The sequence below is a fragment of the Streptomyces swartbergensis genome (genome assembly GCF_002148965.1).
In the GTDB taxonomy this organism is placed as follows: domain Bacteria; phylum Actinomycetota; class Actinomycetes; order Streptomycetales; family Streptomycetaceae; genus Streptomyces; species Streptomyces swartbergensis.
Window position 1 is genome coordinate 1 of the sequence record NZ_NGFN01000190.1, and the last position, 16363, is coordinate 16363.

Below are 16363 nucleotides of genomic sequence, written 5' to 3' on the forward strand. Positions count from 1 at the left end.
GCCGTTGCCCACCCGGCGCCGCGCCAGCTGCACCTCCGCCAGCACCAGCCCCACGGCGGCCGCCCCGGCCAGCCCGATCCCGCCGCCGCCGTACGCCGCACCCGCCGCGATCCGCCGGGCCACCCGCGCCCTCGACATGCTCGTCATGCGTCGCCGCCACCTCCTCGAACCCGTACACCCAGTGCTTGCCCCGTACAGACCGTCGCCCAATCTCAACAGCGAGTGAACGACCGTCACGGATGACCGGCAGGCCATAGGCTGGCGGCACCACTAAGACCATTTCTGCGGCAACCGGAGACAACGGTGCAGTTCCACGACTCGATGATCAGTCTCGTCGGCAACACCCCGCTGGTGAGGCTCAACAGCGTGACCAAGGGCATCAGGGCGACCGTCCTGGCCAAGGTGGAGTACTTCAACCCCGGCGGGTCCGTGAAGGACCGCATCGCCCTGCGCATGATCGAGGCGGCCGAGGAGTCCGGCGCGCTCAAGCCGGGCGGCACGATCGTCGAGCCGACCAGCGGGAACACCGGCGTGGGTCTCGCCATCGTGGCGCAGCAGAAGGGGTACAAGTGCATCTTCGTGTGCCCCGACAAGGTGAGCACCGACAAGATCAACGTGCTGCGCGCGTACGGCGCCGAGGTCGTCGTCTGCCCGACCGCCGTGGACCCCGAGCACCCGGACTCCTACTACAACGTCTCCGACCGGCTGGTCCGCGAGACGCCCGGGGCCTGGAAGCCCGACCAGTACTCCAACCCGCACAACCCCCTCTCCCACTACCACTCCACCGGCCCCGAGCTGTGGGAGCAGACGGAGGGGAGAATCACTCACTTCGTGGCGGGCGTGGGCACCGGCGGCACCATCTCCGGGACCGGCCGCTACCTGAAGGAGATCAGCGACGGCAAGGTGAAGGTCATCGGCGCCGACCCCGAGGGGTCCGTCTACTCCGGCGGGTCCGGGCGGCCGTACCTCGTCGAGGGCGTCGGTGAGGACTTCTGGCCCACCGCCTACGACCGCACCGTCGCGGACGAGATCGTCGCCGTGTCCGACAAGGACTCCTTCCAGATGACGCGCCGCCTGGCCAAGGAGGAGGGCCTGCTGGTGGGCGGCTCCTGCGGCATGGCGGTCGTCGCCGCGCTGGAGGTCGCCGAGCGGCTCGGCCCGGACGACGTCGTGGTGGTCCTGCTGCCGGACAGCGGCCGCGGCTACCTCAGCAAGATCTTCAACGACGAGTGGATGGCCGACTACGGCTTCCTGGAGGACACGGGCCCCAGCGCGCGCGTCGCCGACGTCCTGAACGACAAGGAGGGCGACCACATGCCCTCCCTCGTCCACATGCACCCGGACGAGACGGTCGGCCAGGCCATCGACGTGCTGCGCGAGTACGGCGTCTCGCAGATGCCGGTCGTCAAGCCGGGCGCGGGCCACCCCGACGTGATGGCCGCCGAGGTCGTCGGCTCGGTCGTGGAGCGCGAGCTGCTGGACGCGCTGTTCAGCAAGAGCGCCTCGCTCGACGACCCGCTGGAGAAGCACATGTCCGGCCCGCTGCCCCAGGTCGGCTCCGGCGAACCCGTCGCCGACCTGATGGCCGTCCTCGGCAAGGCGGACGCGGCGATCGTCCTCGTCGAGGGCAAGCCGACCGGTGTGGTCAGCCGGCAGGACCTGCTGTCCTTCCTCGCCCGGTCCGCGAAGTGACGGCGAACGGCCGGTGAACCACACGTTGACCGGGTGCACTTGCCGTTCGTCCGCGATCTTCGTGGACTTCGCGGAAGTGGTACGAGCGCGTCACGTTCGCGCAGCACCCGCTTAACACGAGTCCTGCACATTAGTGGGTGTCGGCAGGGCGGGAGCGGCTCCCCGCCCCGGCCGGCGCCGTTGGCGTCAAGGACCTCCGGAGCGGCTCCCGGACCTCCACCGACGTCACAGACGCGGGGGCCAGGCCTGACCAGGCCCGCGTCTTACGCGGGGACCGCCGTCGTCCCGCCCCCCGTTCACGGGGGTGCGGCGGTCCCCGCGCATTACCTTTGCGGGCGTCAGCCGGCCCGGCTCGTCACCCAACTCCCCAGCAGTGCCAGACGCTCCGCCGTCTCCGAGCCGGGCTGCGGCGCGTACGCCACGATCGTCTGGTCCGGGGCCGCCGGGATCGTGAGGGTCTCGAACGGGAGGGTCACGAGTGTCAGCTTCCCGAACTACGCGGTGTACGGCGCGACCAAGGCCGCCGTCACCTGTCTGTCGCAGGCCCTGCGCTCGGAGTTCGGGCCGCGGGACGTCCGGGTCACCAGCATCGAGCCCGGGTTCGTCGAGAGCGAGCTGCGCACGCACATCGGTGACGCGGAACTGGCCCGGCAGGTGGAGGGCATGCTGGACGAGGTGGGCGCGCTGTCCGCCGAGGAGCTCGCCGACCTGGTGGTCTACGTGACCAGCCGTCCGCGCCGGGTCAACCTGCGGCAGATCGTCGCGCTGCCGACCCGCCAGGTCTGAACGGCGTATGCCCGCTCAGTCCTCCCAGTCGCTGTTCCGGGAGGACTGGCGGCGGCGGCCGAACAGGCCCGGGTTGGTGCGAGCGGCCTGCACGACGTTGACGCCGACGATGCCCGCCCAGGCGGCGAGCAGGCCGGGCAGATGGGCCACGCCCCCGCCGATCGCGGACAGCGGCACCGCCAGGACGAGGGAGACGATCCCGAAGCCGAAGCGCTCGCCCCAGGAGTCCATGGCCCGCGGCGACCGGGAGTCCCGGGCCGTCTGCATCTGCTGCTCGGCGAGCTGCCGGCGCACCCGGCGCTCCACCGCGCCGTCGATCCGCTGGTCGACCTTCTCCAGGAACGAGTCGACCAGCGCGGACTCGTACTCCTCGCCCAGCTCCCTGCRCGCGYGCAGGGTGGCGTCGAGTTCCTTCTTCAGGTCGGTGTCCCGCGCGTCCATTCCGGTCATGCCACTCACGGTAGAAAGCCGGGGCGCCGGCCGCACTGGGGTTAGCCCCCCTCTCCGAGCTGGGGCTTGCCGGGCGCGAGGCTGACAGCCGTCGCTGCGCTGCAGCGGACGGGTCGAACTCGTCACGGGGGTATCGCATCAAGCCGATCTTCCGCAACCTCCAGCCCTACCTGGGCGCTTACGGCCACCTTGTCGCCCTGCGCTCCGGTGACCTCGCCTACCTGCACGTCCACCCCAACGGCGAGCCCGGCGACGGCAGGACGAAGCCCGGCCCCGAGGTCTCGTTCACAGCGACGGCGCCGAGCGCCGGCGCGTACCGCCTGTTCCTGGACCTCCAGCACGAGGGCAAGGTCCGTACCGCGGTCTTAAGGGGTGCATGCGGGCGGCGCGGCGGGCGAGTCCGGGCAGCCCTCGCGGGCCCGGCCCGCCGAGGAAGAGGCCGGGCACGCGCACTGACGTGCGCGGGACTGTGGGCGACCACGGTCAACGAGCCGCTAGGATCACGGCATGGTTACGGCTTGGTCGCCCTGGCGCAGCGTCAGGACCCGCTCCGGTGCGGGTCCACTGCCGCGCGTGCTGGCCTTCGCCGTGCTCCTGTTCGGTGTCCTCGTCACGCACGGCGTGCACGTGGAGAGTGCCCAGGGGCACCTCTCCGCCGGCGCAACGGTCGTCGTCGCTCCGTCGGCCGACGGAGGTCGCCACGCAGCCGTCGAGCCCGCGCCGCCGTTCGCCGCGGAAACCGGCGATCATCATGGCGGCCATGAGCCGTCACATCCTGGCGAGCACTGCGTGTCCGGGCAGCCTCAGCAGGGTTCAGTGCTGGTATCTCCCTGCTCCACAGCGGCGGTTCGCGAATCGTCCGGTTCGTACGACGCCTCAACCGTTCGAGGGCCGGCCGCTGGTGGCCCCATGGACGGCGCGTCTCCCGTGGCTCTGAGAGCAGCCTCCGCGGTGCGGCGGGTCTAGGGGTACGGAGTTCCTCCGACCGGCTCGTCGAAGCCGTCCTGCCCCCACCCATGTCTGCGCCTCACTCCGTCTCTGCCGGAGCCGTGGCAGCAGCGCGGAGGACCTGTGCCGACACATTTTCGTACGCTCACGCATGCCCCATGGGCCCGATGCGGCTCTCCCTCGTGGCGCCGAGTCGTCTCGGCGATCCGCGGCGCCCTCGTGATGGCACTCGTGCTGTGCGCCGTCCTGCATGGCGTACCTCAGGAGACGCACGAGCCGGTGTCCGTGCCTGCCGGATTCTCGGCGATGGCCGCAGGCGAGGACCCGCATGGACCCCACGGCCCCCACGGCCCCCACGTCCCGAACGGGGCTGGGGACTGTGCGGCCGACGTGATCGTCCGCACCGCGGCCCAACCGGTCGACGAGCTTCCCGTCGGCGCGCTGGCCGTCGTCGTACTCGTCGCCGTGTCGTCGACCGTGGGCAGACCCCTCGTACGGCATGCCCACCGCAGACGTCGCGGCGCACGCACCGGTCGCGTGGAGCTCGTCCGTACGTCGCGGTGGCGGATCTAGACCACTCGCTCGCAGCCGACCGACCTTACGGCTGCCGCGTGCCCAGGGCGTGTGCGGACCCACAGTCCGCGTCTGCCGCCTCGCCATGGGGCGCGAGATGAACCCGCACCGGCATTCATCGAGCGAGAGTGAACACACAGACATGCAGTCATTGACCAAGGCCGCGACCCCCTCGGGCCGGTCCGCCCTGTCCGGGCTGGTGGGCAACACCCCGCTGCTGCGGGTGTCGGAGCCGCTGGCCCCGGCCGGACGCGGCTTCTGGGCGAAGCTCGAAGGGTTCAACCCCGGCGGTATCAAGGACCGTCCGGGGCTGCACATGGTGGAGCGGGCCCGGGCCCGTGGCGACCTGCGGCCCGGCGGACGGATCATCGAGTCCACCAGCGGAACCCTGGGCCTGGGACTGGCTCTGGCCGGAATGGTGTACGGCCATCCGGTCACCCTGGTCACCGACCCGGGGCTGGAGTTGTCCATGACCCGGCTGCTGACCGCGTACGGAGCCCAGGTCAACGTCGTCTCCGAGCCGCACCCCACGGGCGGCTGGCAGCAGGCCCGCCGCGAACGCGTCCAGCGGCTGCTGGAACAGCACCCCGGCTCCTGGTGCCCGGACCAGTACAGCAACCCCGACAACGTCGCCGCCTACACACCGCTGGCTCTTGAACTCGCCGCCGAGATGGGCCACATCGACGTACTGGTGTGCAGCGTCGGCACCGGCGGCCACTCGGCCGGAGTCTCCCGGGTCCTGCGCCAGCTCTACCCGGAGCTGACCGTCGTCGGCGTGGACACGACCGGTTCGACGATCTTCGGCCAGCCCGCCCGGCCCCGGCTGATGCGCGGACTCGGCTCCAGCATCTACCCCCGCAACGTCGCCTACGAGAACTTGACCGAGGTGCACTGGGTCGCCGCGCACGAGGCCGTGTGGACGTGCCGCCAACTGGCCGCCTCCCACTACGCCACCGGCGGGTGGAGTGTCGGCGCGGTCGCACTGGTGGCCGGCTGGCTGGCCCGGACGACGCCCGCGGACGCACGGATCGTCGCGATCTTCCCCGACGGCCCGCAGCGTTACCTGGGAACGGTCTACGACGACGACTACTGCGCCGCCCACGGCCTGCTGGACTCACCGCCGGCGCCCGAACCGGACCTGATCGGCCGCCCGGACGAGAAGGAGGTCACTCGCTGGACCCGGTGCACCACGGTGGTCGATCCCCTCACCCTGCACGGCACTGGGGACGCAGCCGTCGAGTCCGACGCTGCGGAGGAGGGCCGGTGAAGGGGCTGCTCACCCAGGTCCGGTCGTACGAACGCAGCGTCCAGCTGTTGATGGTGAACCAGTTCACCATCAACCTCGGCTTCTACATGCTGATGCCCTACCTGGCCGCCCACCTCTCCGGCACCCTCGGGCTGGCCGGCTGGATCGTGGGACTCGTCCTCGGCGTACGGAACTTCAGCCAGCAGGGCATGTTCCTGGTCGGCGGCACGCTCGCCGACCGGCTCGGCTACAAGCCGATGATCGTCGCCGGGTGCGTGCTGCGCACCCTCGGCTTCGCGACGCTCGGACTGGTCGATTCCCTGCCCGCCCTGCTCGCCGCCTCCGCGGCCACCGGGCTGGCCGGTGCGCTGTTCAACCCGGCCGTACGGGCGTACCTCGCGGCCGACGCGGGGGAGCGCAGGGTCGAGGCGTTCGCGTTGTTCAACGTGTTCTACCAGGCAGGCATCCTGCTGGGCCCGCTGGCGGGCATGGTGCTGACCGGCGTGGACTTCCGCGTCACCTGCCTGGTGTCCGCCGCGATCTTCGCCCTGCTGAGCGTCGTACAGATCCGCGCGCTGCCCGCCCGGAGGTCCGAGGACGCCGAGCGGCAGAACGGCGACGGCGGTCAGGGCGTGCTCGCCCAGTGGCGCGGCATTCTCGCCAACCGGCCGTTCCTGGCCTTCTCCGTCGCCATGATCGGTTCGTACGTGCTGTCCTTCCAGGTCTACCTGGCGCTGCCCCTGGAGGTGCGCCGGCTCGGCGGCGACGGGGAGTCCGGCACGGCGGCGGTGGCCATGCTCTTCGCCGTCTCGGGGCTGACAACGATCCTCTGTCAGACGCGGGTGACTGCGTGGTGCAAGGCGCGGTACGAGCCCGGGCAGGCGCTCGTGCGCGGGCTGGCGGCGATGGGGCTGGCCTTCGTGCCCTTGCTGCTCGCCACCGGCGTGCCCGTACCGGAGTCCGGGGTCGGGCTGTGGCTGCTCGCGGCGGTTCCGCCGACGCTCGCCGCGCTGCTGCTGGCCGTCGGCACGATGATCGCCTACCCGTTCGAGATGGACACCATCGTCCGCCTCTCCGGTGACCGCCTCGTCGCCACCCACTACGGCCTGTACAACACGATCTGCGGCGTCGGCATCACCGTCGGGAACCTGGGCACGGGCGCCGCGCTCGACGCCGCGCGGGCGGCCGGGATGCCCGCGCTGCCGTGGATCGCGCTGATCGTGCTCGGCCTGGCGTGCGCTGCCGCCCTGTACGGCCTGCACCGCACCGGCCGGCTGGCGGCACAGCCCGCTTCCGAGCCGCTGGCCACGAGCGTCTGACCCACCGGTCCTCAGGACCAGGGGCGGGACACCAGCTGGTGCCCCGCCCCGCTCAGTCAGGCAGGAGTGTCGCGGGCGTCGGCTGCGGACCCTGAGCGGCGGCTTGTGAACAGCGTGGCGATGAGAGCGGCGCCGAGGGCGAGGAGGGCGGCTGCGACGGTGATCGCGAGTGAGAAGCCTTCCGTCGCGGCGTGCAGCGGGCCGGACGAGTCGGCCAGGCTGTCGCTGCGGCTTGATCCAGGCGTACGAGGGCCTGGACTCGTCCGAATCCGAGCGGCGGCGGTGATGTCCCAACTGACTTAGTAGTATTCCGGTACGTCGAGTACGGAGGGCGAGTCGACCATGAGCGGGCGGCTGCGGGCAGGTGGGGCCTTCGGGTACCTCTTGCTGGTTGCCATGCTCACGCTGGGCGTATTCGCCATGCACACGATGGGCCACCCGGAGGAGTCGCACGGGCATGGCATGGCCGGCGCTGTCGCCAGTGCCGAAGGCGCGCGACACGACAGCATGGCCCGGAACGCCGAGCCCGAGGCGGCGGCCGAGCACGGGACCGCGGCCTCGGCTGCCAAGTCGCCGGTACACGAACTCCCGGGCGGCATGGACCCGATGTCCGTGTGCTTGGCGGTTCTCACCGTGTGGCTGATCGGGCTGTTCCTGCATGCGCTGGTGGTCCGCCGGCAAGAGCGGCTGACCGCCCTGCTCGCTCGATCGATGGCCTCGGCGCGCCCCGGCACTCCACCGCCGAGACCGCTCCTCTCCCAGTTGTCAGTTCTGCGGATATAGGCCGAACCGTCGCGCGGCCCCTTCAGTGCTGCCCGCGCAGACGCCTACTCCGCACAGACAGAACTGACGACAAGAGGTATCTCGCACATGACTGCCTACAAGCACGCCCTCAACCGTCGCCTGAGCCGCCGTCTCGCGGTGGTGGCCGCCGTCACGGCGGGCGGGCTGCTGCTCGCCGCCTGCGGCGGGGACGACATGAAGGGCATGGACCACGGGAGCGGCAGCTCTGCCTCCGCCTCCGCCTCGCCGACCCGGGCGACGGATGGGAACCCGGCGCCCGGCGCGTTCAACGACGCCGACGTGATGTTCGCCCAGATGATGATCCCGCACCACGAGCAGGCCCTGGAGATGTCCAAGCTCGCGGACGGCCGGGCCTCCGACACGGAGATCAAGACTCTGGCCGCGCAGATCGAGAAGGCCCAGGACCCCGAGATCCGGACCATGAAGTCCTGGTTGAAGGCCTGGGGCAAGCCGGAGTCCGCCGAGGAGAGCATGCCCGGCATGGACCACGGGTCCGGCGGCATGGACCACGGGTCCGGGATGTCCGGGATGATGTCCGACGAGGACATGAAGAAGCTCGAGGCCGCCAAGGGCACCGAGTTCGACCGGATGTTCGCGGAGATGATGATCGAGCACCACAAGGGTGCGATCACCATGGCGGAGGACGAGCGGAAGAAGGGCCGTAACGCCACGGCCGAGAAGCTCGCCGCCGACGTCGTGAAGACCCAGTCCGCCGAGGTCGAGAAGTTCGAGAAGATCCTCGACCGGCTCTGATCCGCACCACCCACTGACCGCCCAGGGCTCCGAGGCGCACCCGAGGAGCCCGGGCGGTCACCTCCCCGTGCCGGCATGGCCGTGACCGGTGGTCACCGCTCTCGACCGGCTCGCACACCACCTCCGGGACGACCGTCGGCCACATCCACGGTCTCGGTCCGGACCCCGGCGACCAGCGCCTCTACGTTCGAGAAGCGCCTGGCCGTCACGTCGATCGGCGGCCACTGATCCGCAACGGGTGGTCAGGCAGCCATCATGACGAGCATGGCGCACATCGTGCCGCCCATGCCGATGTGGGCCGTCAGCGCCGCGCCCGGTGACGTGCCCGGCGGGCGACGGCGGCTCCGGTGGCCCGCTGCCGCGTGGGACCGGCGCCTGTCGCCTCCCGGCCGGGCCCTGTCCCACACGGAGATGGCCAGGGACGCGGCGAACACCACGATCGCGTCGGGCAGGGCGAGGAGCCGCCGCGCCCAGCGGCCCTTGCCCGCGGCGCGGCCCGCACCCGCCGGCCGGTCGGTGCCGCGGAGCCGCGCCCACACGGCCGCGACGACCGAGAGCAGGAAGTACACGGCGAGGGTGAGCAGGACGCCACGCCACACGGAATTGGAGTCTCCCGACGCGGGGCCATGGGCTGCGCCGCCCGTCATGTCGTGGGCGGTCATCCCCGAGGAGTGGTCCATGCCCTCCGTCCCGGCCGTGCCCGACACCCCCACGGTGCCGGATCCGTGCCCGTGCCCGTGATCCGTGCCGGCCATCGAGTGCCCGCCCAACGCGAGGACCGGCGCCGAGTCGGTACCCGGCATGGCGAGCGTCATGATCACCATGGCGGCACTGCCGATGATGTGATGCGCCCAGCGGCGGCCGTACCGCCAGCCGTGCAGCCGAGCGTGGCGTACGGACAGGGCCACGCCACCCAGGCCGACGGCGGTGAACGCCGCCACCCACCACAGACCGTGGTCCCCGAAGCCGGCCGCCGTCGCGGGCAGGAACATCGCGGCCATGCCACCGGCCATGACGAGATCGCCTCCGGCCGCGAACCGGGCCCCTCTGCTGTCGGCGGCGGCCAGCCGGGCCGCGCTCACGACGGCCACGAGTGCGGCGACCGCCGCCAGCGTCCAATTCAGGGCCGGACTTCCCATCGCTGCCCTCCGCATCGACTACGGATGTCCTCAGTACGCAGGGGTGTCGAGAGGCGTTCAGCGGAGGGCAGTCCTTCCCTGAGGGCGTCAGTCCTTTCGGTGTGCCGGGCGTCGCGCGGCAGGCGGCACCGGCAGGGCGGCCCTTCGGTCCCGCTTGCCGGTCTGCATATGCTCATGCAGAATCCTCAGCTACTGAATAGGCGAGGGGGAGCACGTCATGAGCGTGACCGACAGCCCTGCCGCGCGGTTGCAGGCGCTCTTCGAGGGCCACCGGCTGACGCCGACCCAGCGGCGCATCGCGCACAGCATGGTGCGGCGCGCTGCCGACGTGCCGTTCCTGTCGAGCGTGGAGCTCGCCGAGCTGGCCGGGGTCAGCCAGCCGTCCGTGACCCGCTTCGCCGTCGCCCTCGGCTTCGACGGCTACCCGGCCCTGCGCCGTCACCTGCGCGAGGTCGCCCCCGCCGAACCCGCCGCGGACGCCGGGTCCTACAACGAGTACCAGCAGGCCGTCGAGGCCGAGATCGAGAACCTGCGGCACCTGGCGGAGGCCCTGGCCGACCCCCGCCCCGTGCAGCGGGCGGGGCGCCTCCTCGCGGCCTCACGGCCGCTCCCCGTCCTCGGACTGCGGGCGGCAGCCGCCCAGGCGCACGGCTTCGCCTACTTCGCCGCCAAGGTCCACCCCGACGTACGGCTCCTCAACGAGGGCGGCACGATGCTTCACGACCGCATCGACGCCGCCGTCCGGGCCGGCGCGACCGCACTGCTGTGCTTCGCGCTGCCCCGGCACCCCCGCGAGGTCGTCGACACCCTCGACTACGCCAGACAGGCCGGGCTGACCGTCGTCACGGTCGCCGACTCCGCCTTCGCACCGGTGGCCAAGGTGTCCGACCTGCTGCTCCCCGCCGCCGTCGGCACCGGCCTCGCCTTCGACACGGCCTGCGCCCCGATGCTGCTCGGCCGGGTCCTGTTGGAGGCGATGTGCGACGACCTGCCGGAGGCACAGTCCCGCCTGGAGGAGTTCGACGTGAAGGCGGCGGCGCGAGGACTGTTCGTCGACTGACCGCACGGGCACCGCATTCTCAGACTCGTCTCACGTTGTGTCGCTAACGTGTTGTTCCTGTAACACCCTTCAGGCGCTTCGCAGACCGGACGGAGGATGAACGTGACGCGCGGAGGACAGGGACTGGCTCGGGTGGCCGTCGTCGTACGGGCGGGGGCGGCCCCGCTGTGGTGGCTGGGCGTGTTCGCGGCGGGCATCGGCCTGCTGCCCCCGGGACTGACGGGCCGCCGCATCGGCGTGCTGACCGGGGCGGCACTGTTCGTCCTGGCGACGGCCGCGGTGGCCTACGGACGCCGCAAGCGCTACGCCACCCTGGCCGCCTCCGCGGCCCGCGCCGGCAAGCACGACATCCTCCAGGACCGCGCGGTCACGTCACGCAACTGGCGCCGCCACCACCGCTGGTGGCTCCTCCTCGCCTTCCTCGCCGCCCTGGGCAGCGCCTTCGCCGTACCCGCCGCGGCCGGCCTGCTCCTGGCCGGCTGCGGCGCGGGCCTGTGGCTGAAGGCCGCGTGGCTCGGCCGCCGCGAGCGCGCGGACGAGGAGTTGCTGTGGGTGCGGGTGGACTGGCTGCGCGGGGGCGCGGGCGGCCCCGCGGGCAACCGGGTCAAGGCGTACCGCAGCACGGGCATCGCGGCGGGCGACGCGGCACCGGGCGGGGCAAGAAGGAAGACGCCTGCCCTCGTGTAAGGGGGCTTGCCCGCGCGCGGAGGGGCTCGGGGCTGTGCCGATGTGCGGCTCCGCCGCGCGGGCGTGACGAGCGCGCGGTCCGCGCCCTCCGCCCGGACGGCCACCGTCCGCGTCCCGCCCGGGCAGCGCGGCAAGCCACCACGACCCGCAGCCGGGTGCTACGGAAGCCCCCACGGCGCCCGGCCGCCCACCAGCGCGTCCACCTGAGCCCCTCCGGACTCCGCCACGACCTCCTCGACCGTCTGCGCCTCCCGCACCACCGCGAAGGCGACACGCCGCTCCCCACCCGGTCCGAACCCGTAAATCGCGGGCCGGACCAGCGAGTTGTACGCATAGTGGTGCGCGAAGTAGTACGCCCCCGTATCCAGCGCCGCCGCGAAGTCCCCCTGCTCCAGCAGCGGCAGCGCACACCCCTCGGCCAGCAGGTCGCCCGAGAAGCACGCCGGCCCGGCCACGTCCTGCACCACGGCCGGGCCCTCCTTCGGGCGCCCCTTGGAGTCGTACGCGGCGATCCTCAGCGGCCAGACCCCCGGCGCGTACACCGTCCGCGTCGCGACCTGCACGCCCGCGTGCGTGAGCGCCACCGGCCGCCCGCCCGCGCTCTTGGCGTATTCGACCCGCGCCACGACCGTCCCGTGCTTCGCCAGCAGTGACCGCCCGAACTCCGTCACCAGCCCGTACCGCCCGTCGAACAGCCCCGGCACCTCCTCGGCCAGCGTCCGCGCGTACTGCGCGTACGTCGGTGTCGTCGCGTCCGACGCGAAGTTCACCGGCAGCCCGCCGCCGATGTCGAGCGTGTCGACCTGGCGCCGCCCGGCCCGCCGGTTGATCTCCTCCGCCAGCCCGTACGTCTCCGCCACGCCCCGCGCCATCAGGGACAGCGGGACCCCCTGGGACCCGGTGTGCGCGTGCAGCCGGGTCAGCCACGGCCGGTCCAGATACGCCCGGACGACCCACTCCCGGGCACCCTCATCGCGCAGCGCCACCCCGAACTTCGACGTCGCCGTCGCCGTGGACGTCGCCTCGATGGAACCCCCGCCGATCTGCGGATTCACCCGTATCCCGAGCGGGGACCGGCTGGCGGCGATGGGGGCACCTCCCACGTCTTTCGGGCTGTGGGGGATCATCAGGGCGTCGATGCGGTCCAGCTCCTGCGGATTGTCCGCGTTGACGGCGATGCCCAGCGCCAGCGCCTCGCGCAGCTCCCCGGGCGTCTTGGCCGGCGAGTCCAGCACCGTCATCTCCGGGCCCAGCCCCGCCGCCCGGGCCAGCGCCAGCTCGCCGGGGCTCGCCACCTCGGCGCCGACGCCCTCCTCCCGCAGCAGCCGCAGCACCGGCACCAGCGGGGTCGCCTTCACCGCGAAGGCGTGCAGCACGGGCGTGCCCGGCGCCACGACCGCGTCGAACGCCGCCCGCAGCTCCGCCGCCGACTCCCGGATGCCGGTGACGTCCAGCAGCCCGATGATGGGGCTGTCGGGCCCGAGCAGCCCCTGCTCCACGGCGGCCCGTACCGCCTCGTCCCGCCGGGCCGCCCGCCCGGCGCCGGAGTTGCCTGTCTCTTCCGCCTCGATGTGTGCGCCCATGCGTCCAGCCAAACATCCAGGGCACCGCCGCGCCGACCCCCGGACGTATTGACTAGCTCTATTCAGACAGCCAGGATGTGAATAACCGCAGCAACAACCCCGCCGGGAGCACCACGCACCCACCAGGAGGCAGACCATGTCAGGACCCCGCCCCGTCCGAGCGCCGCGCGGCACGGAAACGAGCGCCCTGGGATGGCAGCAGGAAGCCGCCCTGCGCATGCTCCAGAACAACCTGGACCCGGAGGTCGCCGAGCACCCCGACAAGCTCGTCGTCTACGGCGGCACCGGCAAGGCGGCCCGCGACTGGCGCTCCTTCGACGCGATGGTGCGGACACTGCGGGGGCTGAAGCAGGACGAGACCATGCTGGTCCAGTCCGGCCGGCCCGTCGGCGTCATGCAGACCCACGAGTGGGCCCCGCGCGTGCTCATCGCCAACTCCAACCTCGTCGGCGACTGGGCGAACTGGGAGGAGTTCCGCCGCCTGGAGGCCCTCGGCCTGACCATGTACGGGCAGATGACGGCCGGCTCCTGGATCTACATCGGCACCCAGGGCATCCTCCAGGGGACCTACGAGACCTTCTCCGCCGTCGCCGCGAAGAAGTTCGGCGGGTCGCTGGCCGGGACGATCACGCTGACCGCCGGTCTCGGCGGGATGGGCGGCGCCCAGCCGCTCGCCGTGACGATGAACGACGGCGTGGCGATCTGCGTCGACTGCGACCCGCGCGCCATCGAGCGGCGCATCGAGCACCGGTACCTGGACGTGAAGGCCGACTCCCTGGACCACGCGCTGCGGCTCGCCGTGGAGGCCCGGGACGCCCGCCGCCCGCTGTCCATCGGCGTCCTCGGCAACGCCGCCGAGCTGGTGCCGCAGCTGCTCGCCATGGGCGCCCCGATCGACATCGTCACCGACCAGACCTCCGCTCACGACCCGCTGGCCTACCTGCCCCTCGGCACCGCCTTCGAGGACATGGCCGACGCCGCCGCCAAGGACCCGGCCGGTTTCACCACCCGGGCCCGCGAGTCCATGGCCCGGCACGTCGAGGCCATGGTTGGCTTCATGGACGCCGGCGCGGAGGTTTTCGACTACGGCAACTCCATCCGCGGCGAGGCGCAACTCGCCGGCTACGAGCGGGCCTTCGCCTTCCCCGGCTTCGTCCCCGCCTACATCCGCCCGCTGTTCTGCGAAGGCAAGGGCCCCTTCCGCTGGGCCGCCCTGTCCGGCGAGGCCTCCGACATCGCGAAGACCGACAAGGCGATCCTCGACCTCTTCCCGGAGAACGAGTCCCTGGCCCGCTGGATCCGCATGGCAGGGGAGCGGGTCCGCTTCCAGGGCCTGCCCGCCCGTATCTGCTGGCTCGGCTACGGCGAGCGGGACAAGGCCGGTGAGCGGTTCAACGACATGGTCGCGAGCGGGGAGCTGGCCGCGCCGGTCGTCATCGGCCGCGACCATCTCGACTGCGGCTCCGTCGCGTCCCCCTACCGGGAGACCGAGGCCATGCTCGACGGGTCCGACGCGATCGCCGACTGGCCGCTGCTGAACGCGATGGTGAACGTGGCGTCGGGGGCGTCCTGGGTGTCCCTGCACCACGGGGGCGGGGTCGGTATGGGGCGGTCGATCCACGCCGGGCAGGTGACGGTGGCCGACGGTACGAGGCTGGCCGGCGAGAAGATCCGGCGAGTGCTGACGAACGACCCCGGCATGGGGGTCATCCGGCACGTCGACGCCGGGTACGACATCGCGGAGTCGGTGGCTCAGGAGAAGGGCGTCCGGGTGCCGATGCGTGAAGGTGACTCGGCGTGACTCGTGACGGCAACCCTCCGGTGGGCGCGGGCGCATCGACGCCGCCCGCGGGTCCGGCTGTGCCCACCCTCCCCCAAGCTCCCGGCTCCGCTCGAGCAGGGGGGACCCCCATCGCCCTGCGGAACGACTGCCCACAGCCTGTACCGCCGGCCGGCTCACAGCCTGGGCCTGGCGGCGCGTCCTTCCACCAGATGTGGCGCGACCTGCTCCCCCTAGGCCGCCACCCCGCCACCCACGGCTACCGCCGCTTCGCCTGGACCGGCGTCGACGGCGACTGCCGGGCCTGGTTCGAAGAGCAAGCCGCTGCCCGGGGACTGCGCTACGAGGTCGACCGGAACGGCAACCAGTGGGCCTGGCTCGGCGACCCCGCCGCCGGGGACGCCGTCGTCACCGGGTCGCATCTCGACTCCGTGCCGGACGGCGGGGCCTTCGACGGCCCCCTCGGGGTCGTGTCCGCCTTCGCCGCGCTGGACGAACTGCGCGGCCGGGACGCGCGGTTCACCCGGTCCCTCGGCATCGTGAACTTCGGGGACGAGGAGGGCGCCCGGTTCGGGCTCGCCTGTGTCGGGTCCCGGCTCACCGCCGGGCAGCTCACCCGCGAGCAGGCCCACCGGCTCACCGACGGCGACGGAGTGACGCTGCCGCGCGCCATGGAGGCCGCCGGCTACGACCCCGACGCCATCGGGCCCGACCCCGAGCGGCTCGCCCGCATCGGCGCCTTCGTCGAACTGCACGTCGAGCAGGGCCGGGCCCTCGACCTGTCCGGCGACCGGGTCGGCATCGCCAGCGCGATCTGGCCGCACGGCCGGTGGCGGTTCGACTTCCGGGGCGAGGCCAACCACGCCGGCACCACCCGGCTCGCCGACCGGCGCGACCCCATGCTGTCCTACGCCGAGACCGTCCTCGCCGCCCGCCGCGAGGCCGAACTCGCCGGTGCCGTCGCCACCTTCGGCAAGATCGCCGTCGAGCCGAACGGCGTCAACGCCATCCCCTCCCTCGTGCGCGGCTGGCTCGACTCCCGCGCCGCCGACCAGGACAGCCTGGACGCCGTGGTCGCCGACGTCGAGAAGGCGGCCGGGGAGTACGCCGCCGCCCACGGCGTCGATCTCGCCGTCGTGCGCGAGTCGTTCACCCCCGTCGTCGAGTTCGACCACGCCCTGCGCGATGAACTCGCCCGCATCCTCGGCACGGACACCGGCCTCACCGTCCCCGTCCTCGGCACCGGCGCCGGACACGACGCCGGGATCCTGTCCGGGAGCGTCCCGACCGCCATGCTGTTCGTGCGCAACCCCACCGGCGTCTCCCACTCCCCGGCCGAGTCCGCGACCGAGGACGACTGCGTCGCCGGGGTACTCGCACTCGCCGACGTACTGGAAGGACTGGCGTGCAGGTGACCACAGCACCCGAGCGGACGTACTGGCTGGAGCACGCCTGGCTCGGTACGTCCGTCGAGCCGGGGGTGGCCCTCGACGTCCGGGACGGCCGCATCGCCGCCGTCCGCCCCGGCACGGCCACCCCGCCC

The 16363-nt window shown here is 72.3% G+C and carries 13 protein-coding genes and 4 pseudogenes; 13 read left to right on the top strand and 4 right to left on the bottom strand.

Annotated features, from left to right (window positions below; translation table 11 throughout):
* Nucleotides 1–303 precede the first annotated feature (303 nt).
* Nucleotides 304–1692, top strand: coding sequence for a cystathionine beta-synthase (locus CA983_RS26505; RefSeq protein ID WP_086603359.1), 1389 nt, complete (start codon nt 304–306; stop codon nt 1690–1692).
* 338 nt (nt 1693–2030) lie between these two features.
* Here CA983_RS26505 and CA983_RS45270 read toward each other — a convergent pair.
* A pseudogene (locus CA983_RS45270) lies at nt 2031–2171 on the bottom strand (transcriptional regulator); the annotation flags it as partial.
* Nucleotide 2172: 1 nt separating this feature from the next.
* On the opposite strand from CA983_RS45270, the pseudogene CA983_RS26510 reads away from it, so the two are divergent.
* Nucleotides 2173–2478: pseudogene (locus CA983_RS26510) on the top strand (SDR family oxidoreductase); the annotation flags it as partial.
* Between the two features lie 15 nt (nt 2479–2493).
* Here CA983_RS26510 and CA983_RS26515 read toward each other — a convergent pair.
* Entirely contained in the window at nt 2494–2919 is a 426-nt protein-coding gene (locus CA983_RS26515) for a hypothetical protein (RefSeq protein WP_167407468.1), read from the bottom strand.
* Between the two features lie 149 nt (nt 2920–3068).
* On the opposite strand from CA983_RS26515, the pseudogene CA983_RS48175 reads away from it, so the two are divergent.
* The 6 genes and pseudogenes from CA983_RS48175 to CA983_RS26550 all read left to right on the top strand — a co-directional run.
* Nucleotides 3069–3384: pseudogene (locus CA983_RS48175) on the top strand (hypothetical protein); the annotation flags it as partial.
* Nucleotides 3385–4266: 882 nt separating this feature from the next.
* Nucleotides 4267–4449, top strand: coding sequence for a hypothetical protein (locus tag CA983_RS48180; RefSeq protein ID WP_244207115.1), 183 nt, complete (start codon nt 4267–4269; stop codon nt 4447–4449).
* 142 nt (nt 4450–4591) lie between these two features.
* On the top strand, nt 4592–5716 hold the full coding sequence (locus CA983_RS26535; protein ID WP_086603363.1) for a PLP-dependent cysteine synthase family protein: 1125 nt from the start codon (nt 4592–4594) through the stop codon (nt 5714–5716).
* Complete coding sequence (locus CA983_RS26540) at nt 5713–7014, top strand: MFS transporter (RefSeq protein WP_086603364.1); 1302 nt, start codon at nt 5713–5715, stop codon at nt 7012–7014. The genes CA983_RS26535 and CA983_RS26540 overlap by 4 nt, the downstream gene beginning before the upstream one ends.
* Before the next feature lie 342 nt (nt 7015–7356).
* Nucleotides 7357–7797 carry a DUF6153 family protein gene (locus CA983_RS26545; protein WP_086603365.1) on the top strand — a complete coding sequence of 147 codons (441 nt, stop codon included), beginning with the start codon at nt 7357–7359 and terminating at the stop codon, nt 7795–7797.
* 87 nt (nt 7798–7884) lie between these two features.
* Nucleotides 7885–8571 (top strand): DUF305 domain-containing protein, encoded by a 687-nt coding sequence (locus CA983_RS26550; protein ID WP_086603366.1) that lies wholly within the window; start codon nt 7885–7887, stop codon nt 8569–8571.
* Nucleotides 8572–8813: 242 nt separating this feature from the next.
* Here CA983_RS26550 and CA983_RS26555 read toward each other — a convergent pair whose 3' ends face one another.
* Nucleotides 8814–9710 carry a DUF5134 domain-containing protein gene (locus tag CA983_RS26555; protein ID WP_086603367.1) on the bottom strand — a complete coding sequence of 299 codons (897 nt, stop codon included), beginning with the start codon at nt 9708–9710 and terminating at the stop codon, nt 8814–8816.
* A gap of 217 nt (nt 9711–9927) precedes the next feature.
* Between CA983_RS26555 and CA983_RS26560 the strand changes: the two genes are divergently transcribed.
* Both CA983_RS26560 and CA983_RS26565 read left to right on the top strand, forming a co-directional pair.
* Nucleotides 9928–10770 (top strand): MurR/RpiR family transcriptional regulator, encoded by an 843-nt coding sequence (locus tag CA983_RS26560; protein WP_086603368.1) that lies wholly within the window; start codon nt 9928–9930, stop codon nt 10768–10770.
* 102 nt (nt 10771–10872) lie between these two features.
* On the top strand, nt 10873–11457 hold the full coding sequence (locus tag CA983_RS26565; RefSeq protein ID WP_086603371.1) for a hypothetical protein: 585 nt from the start codon (nt 10873–10875) through the stop codon (nt 11455–11457).
* A 158-nt stretch (nt 11458–11615) separates the two neighbouring features.
* Here the strand turns inward: CA983_RS26565 and CA983_RS26570 are convergent, their stop codons facing one another.
* The gene (locus tag CA983_RS26570) at nt 11616–13040 is read right to left on the bottom strand and encodes a type III PLP-dependent enzyme domain-containing protein (protein ID WP_086603369.1); all 1425 of its coding nucleotides are present in this window, start codon (nt 13038–13040) and stop codon (nt 11616–11618) included.
* 136 nt (nt 13041–13176) lie between these two features.
* On the opposite strand from CA983_RS26570, the gene hutU reads away from it, so the two are divergent.
* The 3 genes and pseudogenes from hutU to CA983_RS48190 all read left to right on the top strand — a co-directional run.
* On the top strand, nt 13177–14841 hold the full coding sequence (gene hutU / locus CA983_RS26575; protein ID WP_086603370.1) for a urocanate hydratase: 1665 nt from the start codon (nt 13177–13179) through the stop codon (nt 14839–14841).
* Nucleotides 14842–15032: 191 nt separating this feature from the next.
* Entirely contained in the window at nt 15033–16235 is a 1203-nt protein-coding gene (locus tag CA983_RS26580; protein ID WP_208637044.1) for an allantoate amidohydrolase, read from the top strand.
* A pseudogene (locus CA983_RS48190) lies at nt 16226–16363 on the top strand (formimidoylglutamate deiminase); the annotation flags it as partial. The gene CA983_RS26580 and the pseudogene CA983_RS48190, both read left to right, overlap by 10 nt.

Coding starts and splice junctions, on each gene's coding strand:
- CA983_RS26535 (WP_086603363.1), top strand. CDS start 4,592: ATGCAGTCATTGACCAAGGCCGCGACCCCCTCGGGCCGGTCCGCCCTG.
- CA983_RS26545 (WP_086603365.1), top strand. CDS start 7,357: ATGAGCGGGCGGCTGCGGGCAGGTGGGGCCTTCGGGTACCTCTTGCTG.
- CA983_RS26550 (WP_086603366.1), top strand. CDS start 7,885: ATGACTGCCTACAAGCACGCCCTCAACCGTCGCCTGAGCCGCCGTCTC.
- CA983_RS26555 (WP_086603367.1), bottom strand. CDS start 9,710: ATGGGAAGTCCGGCCCTGAATTGGACGCTGGCGGCGGTCGCCGCACTC.
- CA983_RS26560 (WP_086603368.1), top strand. CDS start 9,928: ATGAGCGTGACCGACAGCCCTGCCGCGCGGTTGCAGGCGCTCTTCGAG.
- CA983_RS26570 (WP_086603369.1), bottom strand. CDS start 13,040: ATGGGCGCACACATCGAGGCGGAAGAGACAGGCAACTCCGGCGCCGGG.
- hutU (WP_086603370.1), top strand. CDS start 13,177: ATGTCAGGACCCCGCCCCGTCCGAGCGCCGCGCGGCACGGAAACGAGC.
- CA983_RS26580 (WP_208637044.1), top strand. CDS start 15,033: ATGTGGCGCGACCTGCTCCCCCTAGGCCGCCACCCCGCCACCCACGGC.